Source organism: Paenibacillus sp. DP01, assembly GCF_044784315.1.
GTDB lineage: Bacteria > Bacillota > Bacilli > Paenibacillales > Paenibacillaceae > Paenibacillus > Paenibacillus polymyxa.
Window position 1 is genome coordinate 2,097,224 of sequence record NZ_CP173059.1, and the last position, 15,190, is coordinate 2,112,413.

Genomic DNA, 15,190 nt, shown 5'->3' on the forward strand with positions numbered 1-15,190 from the left:
GAAGGAGGAGAATTACAGTTATGGTTATGCTGCTAATGCTGGGTCTATCCGGCTGTGGGGATAACACTCCGGACCCTGTATATCCGCAGGCTCCGCCTCCTGATCACTTGTATGATCAAAGTACGATAGACGATGAACAGCGCTGGACTATTAACAATGCTCATGACCCAGCGATTATCAAAACTGATCAGGGATATTATGTCTATTCGACGGATGTAAAGACAGGTGGAGAATTGAGGCCGGGTGTTATGGTGCGCAAATCGACCGACCTGATTCACTGGAGCTGGGTTCAATATGCTTTACCCGGCATTCCAAAGGAAGCGGGGGCATGGTCATCAGCAACGAATCTGTGGGCCCCGGACATTATAAAGATGGGCGATACCTATCGAATGTATTATTCTGCTTCCACATTTGGCAGCACACGATCAGCTATTGGGTTGCAGACATCCAACTCCCCGGAAGGTCCTTGGAAGGATGAGGGGCTGGTTATTAAAACGGATGAGCATGACAAGCTGAACGCAATTGATGCTAATCCGGTATTGGATGCCGAAGGAAATCTATGGATGGTATACGGATCATTTTTTGGCGGGATTCATATTACACCGCTCGATCCGCAGACTGGAAAGCTCAAAGAGCCAGGCTATGGTAAAAATATCGCTGCCAGAGATCGGGCAACCGAGGACGGAGCTGTGGAAGGACCGTACATTGTGTACAATCCTGTGTTCCGTAAATACTACTTGTTCGTCTCGTATGATTCTTTATTCGAGGACTACAATGTTCGCGTAGCCCGCTCGGATTCTATCACAGGTCCGTACGTGGATATAAATGGACATGATATGGCGGATAGCAGTTATTTGCCTCAATATGAGATTGGGAACAAGGTGCTGGGTGGTTATCGTTTCAGCGAAGGAGAAGGCTGGGTTGCGCCAGGTCATAATTCCGTGCTGAAGGACGGAGACGATTACTACATTGTTCATCATGCGCGGGGAGAAACGGATAAGAGCTGGCCTTACTTGCATGTGCGCAAAATATTATGGACGGCTGATGGTTGGCCTGTCGTATCGCCGGAGCGGTATGCGGGCGAAAAGGAGCAGGATATACCCAAAAGGTTATTATCCGGCAACTGGGAGCGCATCGTGATAAGGCAAGAAGTAGACGGTCAGGTGGAAGCTGAACCGCTTCGTCTAGAAGCTGGAGGGCGGGCAACCAGTGGTTCTCTGGAAGGTCATTGGAGTTTTGATGGTAGACGTACGCTAACAATGAATTGGAACAATGCGTCCGAAGGGTCAAAGGAGGAATTGCTATTGCTTCCTTCATGGGACTGGGAGCTCGGTCGTCATACTCTAATTTTCACGGGTATGAATGAAAAAGGAATTTCCATCTGGGGAAAACGTATCACCGATTAATCATATGAACTACATATTACACATAGAGGAGAGAAAAACCATGAATCAACCTGTATCTTTTAATAATCCGGTCATTGAGCAACGTGCAGACCCTTGGATTTACAAGCATAGTGATGGGTATTATTATTTTACCGGATCTGTGCCAGAGTATGACCGCATTGAGGTTCGGCGGGCACGTACTATTCAAGGCTTGAATACAGCAGAACCAGTGGCAGTGTGGCATAAATATGAAACGGGTCCGTTAAGCGCGAACATTTGGGCACCGGAAATTCATTATATTAACGACAAATGGTACATTTATTTTGCAGCAGCTCGTACTACAGAAACGAAGGAAGGTCTGTTCGACCATCGGATGTTTGTGCTGGAAAATGCTTCAGCTAATCCGCTGGAAGGTGAATGGGTGGAAAAGGGACAGATCAAAACTCGCTGGGAGACGTTTGCTCTCGATGCGACAACCTTCCAGCATAATGGCGTTCTATATTATGTATGGGCTCAGAAAGACCCGGACATCGTAGGTAATTCCAATTTGTATATATCAGAAATGAGCAATCCGTGGACGCTGCGTGGTGAGCAGGTCATGATCTCAACACCAGAATATGACTGGGAAGTTATCGGTTTTAAGGTAAATGAAGGAGCAGCCGTTCTGAAACGGAACGGAAGGATTTTTATCAGCTATTCAGCTAGTGCTACAGATCACAATTATTGCATGGGCCTGCTAACGGCAGACGAGAATGCCAACTTACTTGACCCGAAATCGTGGGCAAAGTCTCCTGCGCCAGTATTCTGCACGAATGAGGAGACAGGTCAATTCGGGCCTGGTCACAACAGCTTTACTGTTGCTGAGGATGGTAGTGACGTTATCGTATATCACGCTCGTAATTACAAGGAAATTACAGGTGACCCGCTGTATGATCCGAATCGTCATACACGTGTTCAGCGTTTGAACTGGAATGAGGATGGAACACCTGACTTTGGTATCCCGGTACCAGATGGCGTTTCTGTTGGTTAATCCAGTCGAAATATATGCTAGATGATTGACGTTTCACACAGCGACACTATAATTTTATAAACAACGTAGGAAAATAATTTTGCTGCGTATAACAATGGTGATAAGATACCTTCGACCTTAGGGTTGGAAGGTATCTTTTTGCTTTTGGGAGACGGAGCGAAGTTACGGGTACTTTAAATCATGGGATGCGATACACAGAACATGTCAAGCGAATAATTGATACAAATGTTTAATATTTTCCACGAGATGGAAGCTACAGATGTATGGTAAAGTGTAGGGTATACAAGATATTTTCAAAAGTCTCCTGTGCATACCGAATCGAATCACACGAGGTGAGAAAAATGTTACAATCGTTAAAAGCCATTGCTAATTACAGGAAAGAAAGTGATCTGGCCTGGGATACACCGACCTGGCTAAAGCTACTTGTTTCGGCTGAGGAGCGTATTGTAAATTTGGAGCGCATTCGATCCATAGGTGAGTTAAAGGATGCTAATCCTGTACTGGATTATGTGGAGCGCACACTGCTTATTTTGGACGGGCTTCCATTGTCATTCTGGGTTAAAGAGCTACTGGAGGATGTATTGGTATGGTCTGAGACCGCCAAAGGAGGCACAGTCCGCGAACGGCTACGCTGGCAGCATGAGGGCATTAATTTGTTTGTACATAATATTGGCTCCTCTCAGCTGTATGTCAGACAGGCTCAAGCAGAGTCCCCTGCATACCCGCGTAACAGCATGACCCGGATTCTGATTGAGACGCATGGATTGATCGGACAGTATATACGGGGAGAAATACCTTTTGCGGAAAATCGACTGCTGCTTGAAATTACTCGTAAAGGCTGGCTGAGCTCGGAGGAATTGGAGCTTGTGTTACGAGCACTGAACGAATGCATTATCGCTGGTGTAGATCCTGCATTATGGGAGCAAGTACGCGGTGAAGTGGAGCAGTTAATCGGCTGGATTGCTTGGGATAACGCCCCTGTAGTCTGGAGTGTAAAGGAGCGACTGGAGAGATTGCGGTCGGTTTCGATTCATGAAGGTGAGCCGTTTGAGCAGGCTTACGCCGAGCTGGAGCGGGAGCTGAATGTAGAGAAGGCGCTGGCTCCGCTGGAGAATCGGACACTTTGGTATGTAGAATCAGCTTTGCAGGATTTTTCACTTCAAGAATTGGTTAAGGTATTTTTGCTCACGTTGAGGGATGGCACAGGGCAGGAACAGCCTCCAACGGTACGGCATATCAGTTTTGAATCACTTATGAATACGATGTATTATGACTATCGTGGTGTTAAGAAAATTAACGTATACAAAAAAAGAATGATAGAAAAATATTTAAGCGCATTGTCCTGGCAGGATATCACAAAAGGGAAACGGGAGCATAATCCTCATTTGAGTGTAGTCGTAGAGCATAAGGAGGAGTTGCCAAGTACCGTATTTTTTAATTTTGTATTTTCATCAGCTGCAGAAAAATTGATCGACTTTTGTATTGAGGCAGAAAAGACGCCTCTGTATGACAAAGCAGTCCTGCTGCTGTTTGATCTGTTCGGATTACGGCGCGATGCCTATGATCGCTTTCACAATGAGGAAACATACCTTACAGATATGAACCAGACCGCCGATTTCAAAAGGGTCATTCTAGATTACGTGACTGGAACCCGTATACTGGATATCGGACCTGGCGGGGGCGTACTGCTGGACCTGATCGAGCAAGAAAGACCGGACTCGAAGCCGTTGGGTCTTGACATTTCTGTGAATGTGATTGAGGCCCTTAAACGTAAAAAGCAATTGGAGCACCGTCGTTGGGATGTCATCAAAGGGGATGCGCTTCAATTAGAAGAGTATGTGGAAACGGAGAGCATGGATACGGTTATTTTCTCTTCGATTCTTCATGAGCTGTATTCCTACATTGAACGAGATGGAAAAAGGTTCAATTCACAAACAGTGGAGGCTGCTTTGCATAGCGCCTACCGTGTACTTGCACCCGGCGGGCGCATTATCATTCGTGACGGTATTATGACCGAACCAGTAGAGCAGCGCAGACGCATTCGATTTTTGGAGCCGGACGGAATGGAATGGCTGCTGCGGTATGCGCAGGATTTTGCGGGTCGCCCCATTGAAATAGAGCGCATAGGTGAGCATGAGGCTGTTTTGCCGGTAAATGATGCAATGGAATTCTTGTATACCTATACATGGGGGGCGGAAGCCTATGTGCATGAGGTACAGGAGCAGTTTGGTTATTTTACTCCGTCACAGTATGAAGAGTGTATTCGTAACACACTTGGACCACAGGCGATTATCCGGTTGAGCCGCCACTATTTGCAGGAGGGCTATGCCGAAGCGCTGTCCAGTCGTGTTGAGTTCATGGATGAGCAAGGTCAGCCGGTTCCTTTGCCAGACAGTACCTGTCTGATCGTAATTGAGAAGCCAAATAACAGGGATGAAGCAACTAAATGATTTTTAATTTAAACAAGAGAATGCCTTCTGAGTTGTGCCAAGCGCACTGGGAAGGCATTTTTTTGGAAAACGAATGGAGGTGCCTTCATGTCCGCGCAGGTAGTGATATCCGAATATAATCCGCAGTGGGTAGCAGAGTACATACAGGAACGAGCCAAATTGATAGAGGCTCTCGGAGACGTGTGTGTCGGCGTAGAGCATATCGGTAGTACATCCGTTCCTGGTTTGGGAGCCAAGGCTATTATCGACATTATGGTTGGAGTAGAAGATTTGGCGATGATTCAATCCGAACAGCGAGAGCGTTTGCTAGGTATTCAATATGAATATGTACATAAGCCTGATTTTCCAGAGCGAGCTTTCTTTCGCCGTGGAGAATGGGGAGCTGGGACCCATCATTTGCATATTTACAAGTATAAAGGAGAGCATTGGGAAAACCATCTATTGTTCAGAGATTACTTGAAAGCGCATCCTGAAAGCCTGGGAGCGTATGAGACTTTAAAAAAAGATTTGGCTCACCAATTCAATCATGACCGTGCAGCGTATACCGAAGCCAAGGGACCTTTCATTCGGCAGGTGGTTGAGCAAGCGAAGCTTGAAAGACAAAGTAGAGACAAATGAAATTTTAGTACGCGTGGACAAGGTGGAGGAATGATGAAGAATAGGATGCTTGATGCACAGGTAACGCCGAATGGTTTAAAAGACAGAATGATGCTGCTGTCAGCACTGGATATTATATTGTCTCCAGAAGATTGGTTGCGCACGTATCGTATGCAGTCTAAATGGTCTGGTGATGTGTTCCTGGGTGAGGTGAACAACGGCGCTGGAGATACGATTCATATGCTATGGACGCGTGGAGGTGTGCTATTAAAAGGTTTTGACCACGAATCCCCTGTAAGTCCTCATGCAAGAGACGAATATGAGATCTGGCCGGGCATGTACGACGGTGTACCTGATGATATGATGGAGCTTTTAGAAGATGAAGCGCTGGAGAAGGAGGACGTTACCTTTTGTATGTGGAGGGAAGCGGGAGATAAGGAGTGGCGTATGGGCAACGTGAACATTCCTGAGGAATATGACGATGGCTCATCCTTTTTGCTAGGGAAAATTATAGTTACACCGGAGGAATATCAGGATTGGGCTGAAAGTTACTATGAGCTGTCGATTTCTCTAGGGGTGGTAAGCCAGATTTTCAACGGCGTTCCGATCACTGCACAGATGATCTCTGCGCTTCATCCACAGCGTAACGTTAGGGAAGCGATAAAGGAGCTAAAACAGCTTGGCATTCAGGTGCATGAAAGCTAAGAATACAGATTTGTTTTTCTTGACAAGTTTTGTATATAATACAGGAGAAATGGCTGGGCTAATTACCTCGAATTAAAGGAGCTGTGTTGAAGATGTCCAAACGTTTGATTCCTTACATCACGATGGATGGAGATGCAAAAGAAGCAATCGAATTTTATGAAAAGGCATTGGATGCTCAACTGCTTTTTATTCAAACCTTTGGGGAAATGCCGGAAAACCCCGATTTTCCCATTCCCGCAGAGGTCAAGGAACGTGTGGGACATGCCACCCTTAAAGTGGGCGAGACAGAGCTCATGTTTTCGGATACCTTTCCCGGATCGCCGTTTAGCAGCGGGAATCAGGTGAGTATCTGTATTACAACCGATAGTGTGGAGCAAGCTCAAAAAATGTTTGATGCTTTACAGCAAGGAGGGCAGGTGGGAATGCCTTTGCAGGAAACCCATTTTAGTCCAGCTTATGGGAATGTAACAGACAAGTTTGGTGTCACCTTTCAAATGTTCACAGAGGCTCGGTCTTAAGAAATGGAAAACGGCTCGGTTCGCTACTTTAGCGATCTGGCCGTTTTTTTGCGTGCATGTCCTCGTCTGAAAAATAAATATAATACATAAAGGTATGGGGAGTGTTCGGATCTCTTTTTTCATGTATCGCTCAATTCCTAAAATAATTGTTTTAATATTGTTGAAATGGAAACCAAAATATATTATATTAAATTGTTAATGCACCAACGGGTGGGAGGACAGTCCATGAACAAAGAAGAACAGGTCATAATGGGTTTCAGGGACTTATATAACAAGATGGTTTGGCTTAATAAGGACAAGATGGAAGACAGTCTTAAGGGTTATAAGCCTTCTGAAGTACATTGCATGGAATACATTGAAAAAAATGTAGATTCCAACGTGACAACACTTGCGGAGTCCCTTTATATGACTAGCGGTGCCATAAGTAAAATAACTAAGAAGCTCATAAAAAAAGGCCTTATCGAAAGCTACCAGAAGCCGGATAACAAGAAAGAAATTTATTTTAGGCTTACTGAGCAAGGGAAAGTAGTCTATAAAATCCATGAGGAACTGCACAAGGAGTTTCAAGAGCGGGATAAAGCCGTATTTGAGCAGGTAACCGAGGAGCAATTTGACAGTATGCTTAGCTTCTTGGAAAAGTATAGCAGGCATTTGGATGCAGAAATAAAGAAAAAGGATATAGATATCAAGTCGAAATAAATTTGAATAATGAAAATCAAACCACAGGCAGCCGGGCTCTATTGAGAACGGGCTGCATTTTTTTATTATTATTTTGTTTCCAGGGAAGAAAAAATGTGATACGATAATTTTGTTTCCTAGGAAGTAAAATCGCAACTTTTGAGGGGAGAATTTAAGTGTTCAAATTTAGATCACACCATAAACAGACCACAGAACAAACCGTAGATAAACACGCTTTAATATTCGGCCTTATCTCTGTGTTTCTTTGCGGAATAAGCTTCAGTATTATAATACCTGTCGTCCCATTCTTAGTGCAGCCTTATACAAGCAATCCGGGAGAACAAGCTATAGTTGTTACGCTGCTGACCTCTGTTTATGCATTCTGCGTGTTTTTTGCGGCTCCCGTACTTGGAGCTTTGAGCGACAAATATGGCCGTCGACCCTTGCTTTTAGTCTGCCTTTTGGGTTCCGCAATCGGGTACTTAGTTTTTGGTATAGGAGGAGCTGTATGGGTACTATTTGCTGGGCGTATCATAGAAGGTATAACAGGTGGGAGCATAAGCACGATCTTCGCCTATTTTGCAGACATCATTCCTCCAGAACAGAGAACTAAATACTTTGGATGGTTGAGTGCAGTTGTAGGTATCGGCACTGTCATTGGTCCAACTCTAGGTGGATTACTTTCCAAGTTTGGTTATTCTGTACCTATGTATTTTGGAGCAATAATCACTTTATTGAATGTTGTTTATGGATTCTTTTTTATGCCTGAGAGCCTTGACAAGAAACATAGACTGAAAGAGATTACCTTTGTAAGACTGAATCCATTTACACAGCTTGCAAACGTACTTTCCATGAAAAACGTGAAAAGGCTACTTGTCTCAGCGTTCTTACTTTGGATACCCAACGGATCTTTACAGGCAGTTTTCTCTCAATTTACAATGGATACCTTCAGTTGGAAGCCTGCACTAATCGGACTTATGTTTTCAATTATGGGTTTCCAAGACATCATTTCACAAGGTTTCATCATGCCAAAGCTTTTAAAAAAACTTAGTGATAAACAGATAGCCATTCTTGGAATGTTCTCCGAGATTATAGGCTACAGTCTTATTGCGCTATCTGCTTTGTTCTCATTCTATCCTCTTATTATCGCCGGAATGTTTATATTTGGTTTTGGTGATTCGATCTTTGGGCCCTCATTTAATGGGATGCTCTCCAAGTCTGTCGATTCTAGTGAACAAGGAAGGATTCAAGGCGGTAGTCAATCTATTCAGGCTTTGGCAAGAATGATTGGGCCTATCATTGGAGGCCAAATCTATGTATCACTTGGTCATGCCACACCCGCTTTTATGGGGATGATTCTTATAGCAGTGGCAATACCCGTTTTATATAAGAGAACGGATGTGAATATGTAAACTACCGCTCGAAGCTTTCCGTAATCACCTGCATAGCAGGTAGTTTTAAGAAAATAATAGGGTTTCAGAACTTAGGAACAAGTTCTGAAACCCTATTTGTTTACAGTATCGCCTTGCTAAATTAATTTTACGTATGTGTACTTAAACGCCAAAGTTAAAATCATCATCTGTCAGCGGCTCTACATTCATTGCCCGTACATAGCCGTTTCCTTTTTTAGAAAAGAAATCGTGCTGCTTGGTATGGGTACTGATGCCGTTGAATACAATGGGATTGACTTCTTCTTCTTCAAAAAGTGGGTCAAAGCCCAGGTTCATCATGGCCTTGTTGGCGTTGTAGCGCAAGAAGACTTTAACATCGTCTACAAGTCCAATAGGGGCATAAATTTGCTCGGTATATTGTTCTTCGTTATTGTGCAAGTAGCGCAGCAAGCCTACCAGCGTCTGGTAGAGGTCACGTTGTTCTTCCTCGTCCAGTTCTGCATAAATCTCCTGTGCCAGTACACCTACATAGACACCGTGAATACTTTCGTCACGCAGGATCAGGTCGATAATTTCCCCGCTGCATGTCAGCTTGCCTTGACCTGCCAGATAGAGAGGGTAGAAGAATCCGCTATAAAACAAATAGCTTTCTAACAGCACCGACGCAGCCATTGCGAGATACAGGTCTTTCGGTGTATGGATGTTCATATAATACTGACGAATGGTTTCTGCTTTGGTTTGGAGATGGGGATTTTCTTCAACCCAGCGGAATACACCGTCAATTTCTTCCGTGGAAGCCAGGGTGGTAAAGATGCTACTGTACGACTTGGCATGAATTTGCTCCATCATCGCCATAAAGCTTAATACCGCTTTGCGTTGCAGTCCGTCTACATGCTCCATAATTTGCGGCATCCCCACACCGCCTTGAATGGTGTCTAGCAGAGTCAAGCCGCCCAGCACCTTCATGTAGGCTTCTTTTTCGATATCACTGAGGGTTACCCAGGACATTTTATCATCAGACAGCGGAATTTCATCATCCGTCCAAAATTGCATAATATTCTGATTCCAGAACATCAGTGTGAAATCATCGTCCGAGCGGTTCCAGTTTACGGCTTGTATACCTGTCATTGTTAGCATTCTCCCTTCAGCTTGCGAGATTCCCTAGAAACACACGTAAGATGTTACCGGAGAGTCATCGTCTGCTTGACATACGGAAGCTGTATCCGTGAGGGCTTTGTCCAATCCTGTAAAGGTCTGAACCACGCGCTGGATACAGCTTCTAATGCCAAGCATTCATATCTATTCAAAATCTAATTTTATTTTATAGCTTGTTACCATATATGCATTAGATGGAACAAGTGAGGCACTCTTCCACAGACAGTTTTTTGGTACGTGTGTAGTATAACGATTTAAGTCCTTTATGTGCGGCATACAGATAGCAACGTGCTAACTGACGCGTAGTCACGTCACTGTTCACATGAAGTACAGTCGAAATTCCTTGGTCCACGTGAGGCTGGATTTCGGCAATCAGATCAAGCACTTTGAATTGGTCCATTTGATAAGCGGATTTGTAAAAGAATACATTATCCTTTTGCAAATACGGCATCGGATAGTAAGTCGTCGAATTCGCATAGGTACGAGTCTCGATTTGCTCAACAATTGGCATAACGCTGGACGTTGCATTTTGAATGTACGAAATGCTGGCAGTAGGAGCAATCGCCATACGATAAGCGTGATACAGACCGTTCTTCTTGACGTCTGCTTTTAGTTTATCCCAATCCGCTTGAGTTGGAATATAAATGTCCTTGAACAGTTCTTGCACACGTGCCGTTGTTGGACGATAATCCGTGTTCAGATATCGGTCAAAATATAGACCTGTCGCATAATCTGATTCCTCAAATCCATAGAAGCTTTGTCCGGCTGCTTTTGCGATTTCCATACTCTTTTCGATGGAATGATAGTTCATCGTCATGAAGAAGGTACGGACAAAATCCTTCGCTTCATTGCTTTCATATGCAATTTTGTTCTTGGCAAGGTAGCCGTGCAGATTCATTACACCCAGACCAACGGAATGCATTTCACGGTTCGCTTTTGCAACACCTGGGGCATTAGCTACTTGGGTCATATCGCTGACCGAGGTAAGAGCAATCATACCCTCATGAACGGACTCACGGATTTTGCCGTGTTCCATCACATTTACAATGTTCAGGGAAGCCAGGTTACAGCTTACATCCCGGCGAATGATATCCTGTTGTCCATAATCTGTAATCTCGGAAGTTTCCTGCAACTGGAAGATTTCCGTACATAGGTTCGACATCTTGACTTGGCCCACGTTTTTAAGAGCATGCGCCTGATTTGCGTTACTTTTGTTCATAATATATGGATAGCCAGACTCCAACTGAATCATGGCAATTTTCGTCAGCATATCACGTGCGCTCATCGCTATTTTTTTCTTCACTCGATCGTCAGCGAGCAGCGTATCGTACATTTCATCCAGATCCATGTCGTCCAAATGCGTTCCGTAAGCCTTGAACACACTATAAGGTGCAAATACATGCAGCGGTTCATTATCCTGTGCCAGCTTGTAAAAGCGGTTTGGCACCAGCAATCCGATCGAAAGTGTCTTGAGACGTACTCTTTCATCAGCATTGATTTTTTTACTATCCAGGAACTCCAGCACGTCCCATCCGAAAATGTTGTAATAGGCAGCGCCAGAGCCTTTACGTTGACCCATTTGATCTGCGTAGGAGAAACCATCTTCCATCAGCTTCAGCACAGGCATAATGCCTTTTGCTGCGCCTTCAACACCTTTAATCGCCTCGCCGCGTGACCGCAGCTTCGACAGGTTAACCGCAACACCGCCGCCAATTTTGGACAATTGCATGCAAGTGTTCAATACATAGTTGATTGAGTTCAGAGAGTCATCCATTTCGAGCAAGAAGCAGGACACCAATTCCCCACGGCGGCTTTTGCCAGCGTTCAGGAAGGTTGGTGTAGCTGGCTGAAGACGTTGCTCCATCATCGAGCGGGACAACAGGCGCGCCGTATCGGCGTTGCCGCGTCCCAAATGCAGGGCGACAGCAGCCACCCGGTCAGGGTAGTGTTCCAGATAGACTTTACGGTCGTTACTCTTCATTGCATAATCAGTATAAAACTTGGATGCTGCCATATAGGAAGGGAATTTAAAATTATAGCTATGAGTGATATGGAAAATATCATTAATTTCATCAGCTGTATAGCTGTTATAGAAATTTTCGTAATAATCATTCTCAATCATATACAGCACTTGAGCAGCTGTGTCAGCAAACTTCAAACTTCGTTCTTGAACTTCCTTCATAAATTCTGCTACAGCCTCTTGGTCCTTTTCCAATTGGAAAAAGCCGTCTGTATCGCGTTTCATCAACATGTTGTTCAATTCAATATGCCGCAACTCGGCTCACCTCCTGTTTAAAACGCTCCACATCTCCGAACGTTCCAGATAATTCAAATTTGCTAATCACGGGGACATTATAATGGTCGGCAATCAAATCCGCACTTTTGGCAAATTTCTCACCCCAGTTACGGTTGCCGCTTGCAGCTACACCAACAAGGTTTTGTGCATTTTTTTTCAAAAATGAAGATACCCTCTCAGGTATCTGCCCAAACCCGGTTGTATATGTAATGAGTACGTAAGGTTCTTCTATAGTCATTTGCTCCTCAATCTGAACCGCCGGAAGCTTGAGCTTGTTTATAAATCTTTTTACATTGCCGGTCTTGGAATCATAAGCAATCAGCATGGTGTGCAACCTCCTTAACAATTAACGAAAAAAAGAAAACGGCATTGCCAAGAGACCCATCATAGCTGTAATCCCTTGCTGGCTGCGCCATTTAAGATTTTTGACTCTATATTTACATGTATTTTCATACCTTTATCTTCAAGATATCGGGCATAAATACGTTTTTTACACTATATTTAGAGTACACTTTCTATTTTATATCTATATATAGTTTTGTCAATCGGTCTAGAGAGGCTCAGAGGACCCAGATCGGGTGTAAGTCCAAGCAGGGTGCGGAAAAGAGCGAAAGAACTTTTTTTTCGTAAGTATGTTAAAAAAGTATTGGAGTTTTTTAAGCTGAGGATGTACGATTTGTCAATGGGCAATAGAATGGAAAATTTACATTTTACTGTAGAAAGGATGAGGCAAATGGGAAGTGGTTTTATGGCATTTCAACCGTTTAGTATTATCTTTTTTGTCGTGTTTGGACTCATTGCTTTTGTAATCATTATGGGAATTGTCAAATCGATAAGTGCAGGTCTTTCCAATCAAGCAGCCGAACAGGTCCAACGTTCTTGCAAGGTTGTGGATAAGCGAACGAGAGTGCGTGGGGGATCAGGCAATTTTTCAGCTTCGACCGATTACTATATCACCTTTGAATTTGACAGGGGGGAGCGTAAGGAGCTGGAGGTGAAGGATACGGACTTCGGAATGATTGTAATCGGGGATCGCGGGGAGGTTCATTATAAAGGTACACGTTTCCTGGAGTTTGTGAGATTAATGGGAGCGTAAAAGGGGGACAGGGTGATAGAGTATTACCAGAACCAATACATAATAGGGAGGAAGCTGACGATGCCACATATCATTGGAGCACGAATTGTATTAAGAGAGTACCGTCAGGAGGATATACCTGATATCCGAAGATGGGTTAATGACTCGGCAATCACACATGGATTAAGCGACGTATTTATCTATCCGCATTCACAGGCTAATAGTGAATCTTTTGTACAGATGATGATTGACGGCAACTCTGAGATCAAGGGCTTTGTCATTGCACATAAAGATACACTGGACTATATTGGACAACTCGATTTATTCAAAATCAACTGGGTAAATCGGCACGCCACCCTTGGTATTGTAATCGGGCGCGACGGTGATCTGGGCAAAGGATATGGGCGGGAAGCGATACGATTGATACAAAAATTTGCATTTCATTCACTGAATCTGCATCGGCTGGAGCTGGAGGTCTATGCGTTCAATGAACGTGCATATCGTTGCTATCTGGCATGTGGCTTTAAGGAGGAAGGCCGACTACGAGAAAAGCTATTCAGGGAAGGACAGTACTATGACATCATTCAGATGGGGATGTTGCGAAATGAATATGAGGCTGTAGAGCAAGCGAAGGAGCCCTGAAAGTGAGGCCACATAAGCTATTTTACTCCGTCAGCTTTCTTCAATTTTTTATGAGTGAAATCACGGGAACTACGCTCATCTTATTTCTGTTAGCTAAAGGACTTTCTCTGCAAAGTGCGAACTTCTTGCTGGTTGTATTCTTTGTAAGTATTTTTCTGTTTGAAATACCAACTGGAGCTATTGCAGACAAATATGGAAGAAAAATTTCTGTTGTTTTGGGGCTTTGTTGTTTTCTAGTCTACAGTGTATTGTTCGTTTGGACAGATCGCATGTGGCTGCTTGTGTTCGCACAAGTTTTTGGGGGGCTGTCAATATGCTTGCAATCAGGCTCGTTGGAATCCTGGGTTGTGGAAAACAGTGATAAGCCCATGGAAGTTCTTTTTACAACCTCAAACAGTATACAGTACATTTCGGGATTTATTTGTGGTCTGTTGGGGGCCTTCCTTGCAACATTTAACTATTCACTTCCCTGGGCAGCCAGCATTGTCTCTATTATCTTATGTATTATTCTATGCTGCTTTTATATGAAAGAGAAGAATATTACCCATCGAGAAACATCTGCTACTCGCATTACAACGATTATCGGGGAAAGTGTCCGTATCGGTTTTGAAAATAAGTCGATCTGGATTGTGTTTGTTATTGGTTTATTTATTAGCTTTTCGAATTCGGCGGGGAATACATTTCAACAGCCACGTCTGGTCGGTCTTTCTGAACAAGGAATTTGGATTATGGGATTGATCAAGGCGGGTTATTCACTATGTATGACTTTGGGAAGCTATTTGGTTCGAAAGCTAGGCGCACGTTATAGTGATGTACATATACTCATGTATGCTTGCGGGATGATTGGGATATGGCTCATTTTAGCCGGTGCTTTCAACACGTTTTATCCTGTACTGCTTACCTTTTTAATCTATGAAATTGGGCGAGGGATGTACCCGGTTGCCAAACAAATTTTTCTAAACAAAAGAATCTCTAATGCGTATCGTTCAACACTGCTATCTCTGGATTCTGCCATTTCCCAACTAGGTATGTGCATAGGTTTAATCGTGACAGGAGTCGTAAGCCGTAATTTTACCAATCTTGCTTCAGATCAAACACCTATTCAGATATCTTGGGTGCTGTGTGGCGGGATTGCATTGATTCCAATCTTTTTGTTGCTTTATGTCCACCGGGTGTCCAGGAAAAATAATAGCTGGAAAGAAAAAGTAACAAAACAGAATGTTTAGTGTAAAAAGGGGCTGACAGGTCTTGACTGTCAGCCCTTATAT

The 15,190-nt window shown here is 43.8% G+C and carries 14 protein-coding genes; 11 read left to right on the forward strand and 3 right to left on the reverse strand.

Going from position 1 to position 15,190, the window contains the following annotated elements:
- The first annotated feature begins 20 nt into the window (after nt 1-20).
- The 8 genes from ACH59B_RS09485 to ACH59B_RS09520 all read left to right on the forward strand — a co-directional run bounded on the left by ACH59B_RS09485 (nt 21) and on the right by ACH59B_RS09520 (nt 8,775).
- Nucleotides 21-1,406 (forward strand): arabinan endo-1,5-alpha-L-arabinosidase, encoded by a 1,386-nt coding sequence (locus ACH59B_RS09485; protein WP_113050643.1) that lies wholly within the window; start codon nt 21-23, stop codon nt 1,404-1,406.
- A 40-nt stretch (nt 1,407-1,446) separates the two neighbouring features.
- Nucleotides 1,447-2,415: a family 43 glycosylhydrolase gene (locus ACH59B_RS09490; protein ID WP_016819171.1), complete on the forward strand. Its 969-nt coding sequence runs from the start codon at nt 1,447-1,449 to the stop codon at nt 2,413-2,415.
- Nucleotides 2,416-2,756: 341 nt separating this feature from the next.
- The gene (locus tag ACH59B_RS09495; RefSeq protein ID WP_126665730.1) at nt 2,757-4,865 is read left to right on the forward strand and encodes a class I SAM-dependent methyltransferase; all 2,109 of its coding nucleotides are present in this window, start codon (nt 2,757-2,759) and stop codon (nt 4,863-4,865) included.
- A gap of 87 nt (nt 4,866-4,952) precedes the next feature.
- Nucleotides 4,953-5,483: a GrpB family protein gene (locus ACH59B_RS09500; protein WP_016819175.1), complete on the forward strand. Its 531-nt coding sequence runs from the start codon at nt 4,953-4,955 to the stop codon at nt 5,481-5,483.
- Nucleotides 5,484-5,513: 30 nt separating this feature from the next.
- Nucleotides 5,514-6,167: a hypothetical protein gene (locus ACH59B_RS09505; RefSeq protein ID WP_244944266.1), complete on the forward strand. Its 654-nt coding sequence runs from the start codon at nt 5,514-5,516 to the stop codon at nt 6,165-6,167.
- 92 nt (nt 6,168-6,259) lie between these two features.
- Complete coding sequence (locus ACH59B_RS09510; protein ID WP_107734292.1) at nt 6,260-6,685, forward strand: VOC family protein; 426 nt, start codon at nt 6,260-6,262, stop codon at nt 6,683-6,685.
- A gap of 225 nt (nt 6,686-6,910) precedes the next feature.
- A complete protein-coding gene (locus tag ACH59B_RS09515) occupies nt 6,911-7,384 on the forward strand; it encodes a MarR family transcriptional regulator (RefSeq protein ID WP_016819178.1) in 474 nt (157 codons plus the stop codon).
- A gap of 155 nt (nt 7,385-7,539) precedes the next feature.
- Nucleotides 7,540-8,775, forward strand: coding sequence for an MFS transporter (locus ACH59B_RS09520; RefSeq protein WP_107734291.1), 1,236 nt, complete (start codon nt 7,540-7,542; stop codon nt 8,773-8,775).
- Between the two features lie 141 nt (nt 8,776-8,916).
- Here ACH59B_RS09520 and nrdF read toward each other — a convergent pair whose 3' ends face one another.
- From nrdF to nrdI, 3 genes are all read right to left on the reverse strand, one after another.
- A complete protein-coding gene (nrdF, locus tag ACH59B_RS09525) occupies nt 8,917-9,882 on the reverse strand; it encodes a class 1b ribonucleoside-diphosphate reductase subunit beta (RefSeq protein ID WP_013370558.1) in 966 nt (321 codons plus the stop codon).
- A 217-nt stretch (nt 9,883-10,099) separates the two neighbouring features.
- Nucleotides 10,100-12,184: a class 1b ribonucleoside-diphosphate reductase subunit alpha gene (gene nrdE, locus ACH59B_RS09530; protein ID WP_017425799.1), complete on the reverse strand. Its 2,085-nt coding sequence runs from the start codon at nt 12,182-12,184 to the stop codon at nt 10,100-10,102.
- The gene (nrdI, locus tag ACH59B_RS09535; protein ID WP_016819181.1) at nt 12,171-12,530 is read right to left on the reverse strand and encodes a class Ib ribonucleoside-diphosphate reductase assembly flavoprotein NrdI; all 360 of its coding nucleotides are present in this window, start codon (nt 12,528-12,530) and stop codon (nt 12,171-12,173) included. Before nrdI ends, nrdE begins: the two co-directional genes overlap by 14 nt.
- A 408-nt stretch (nt 12,531-12,938) precedes the next feature.
- On the opposite strand from nrdI, the gene ACH59B_RS09540 reads away from it, so the two are divergent.
- Genes ACH59B_RS09540 through ACH59B_RS09550 form a run of 3 tightly spaced genes read left to right on the forward strand, consistent with a single transcriptional unit; the run spans nt 12,939 to nt 15,148 of the window.
- A complete protein-coding gene (locus ACH59B_RS09540; protein WP_025364603.1) occupies nt 12,939-13,301 on the forward strand; it encodes a DUF2500 domain-containing protein in 363 nt (120 codons plus the stop codon).
- A gap of 60 nt (nt 13,302-13,361) precedes the next feature.
- Nucleotides 13,362-13,922: a GNAT family N-acetyltransferase gene (locus ACH59B_RS09545; protein ID WP_016819183.1), complete on the forward strand. Its 561-nt coding sequence runs from the start codon at nt 13,362-13,364 to the stop codon at nt 13,920-13,922.
- Nucleotides 13,923-13,924: 2 nt separating this feature from the next.
- Nucleotides 13,925-15,148 (forward strand): MFS transporter, encoded by a 1,224-nt coding sequence (locus tag ACH59B_RS09550; RefSeq protein WP_016819184.1) that lies wholly within the window; start codon nt 13,925-13,927, stop codon nt 15,146-15,148.
- Nucleotides 15,149-15,190: the final 42 nt, after the last annotated feature.

What these genes read in the sequence shown, in the direction of transcription:
- ACH59B_RS09485 (WP_113050643.1), top strand. Translation starts at nt 21, where the DNA reads ATGGTTATGCTGCTAATGCTGGGTCTATCCGGCTGTGGGGATAACACT.
- ACH59B_RS09490 (WP_016819171.1), top strand. Translation starts at nt 1,447, where the DNA reads ATGAATCAACCTGTATCTTTTAATAATCCGGTCATTGAGCAACGTGCA.
- ACH59B_RS09495 (WP_126665730.1), top strand. Translation starts at nt 2,757, where the DNA reads ATGTTACAATCGTTAAAAGCCATTGCTAATTACAGGAAAGAAAGTGAT.
- ACH59B_RS09500 (WP_016819175.1), top strand. Translation starts at nt 4,953, where the DNA reads ATGTCCGCGCAGGTAGTGATATCCGAATATAATCCGCAGTGGGTAGCA.
- ACH59B_RS09505 (WP_244944266.1), top strand. Translation starts at nt 5,514, where the DNA reads ATGATGAAGAATAGGATGCTTGATGCACAGGTAACGCCGAATGGTTTA.
- ACH59B_RS09510 (WP_107734292.1), top strand. Translation starts at nt 6,260, where the DNA reads ATGTCCAAACGTTTGATTCCTTACATCACGATGGATGGAGATGCAAAA.
- ACH59B_RS09515 (WP_016819178.1), top strand. Translation starts at nt 6,911, where the DNA reads ATGAACAAAGAAGAACAGGTCATAATGGGTTTCAGGGACTTATATAAC.
- nrdF (WP_013370558.1), bottom strand. Translation starts at nt 9,882, where the DNA reads ATGACAGGTATACAAGCCGTAAACTGGAACCGCTCGGACGATGATTTC.
- nrdI (WP_016819181.1), bottom strand. Translation starts at nt 12,530, where the DNA reads ATGCTGATTGCTTATGATTCCAAGACCGGCAATGTAAAAAGATTTATA.
- ACH59B_RS09540 (WP_025364603.1), top strand. Translation starts at nt 12,939, where the DNA reads ATGGGAAGTGGTTTTATGGCATTTCAACCGTTTAGTATTATCTTTTTT.
- ACH59B_RS09545 (WP_016819183.1), top strand. Translation starts at nt 13,362, where the DNA reads ATGCCACATATCATTGGAGCACGAATTGTATTAAGAGAGTACCGTCAG.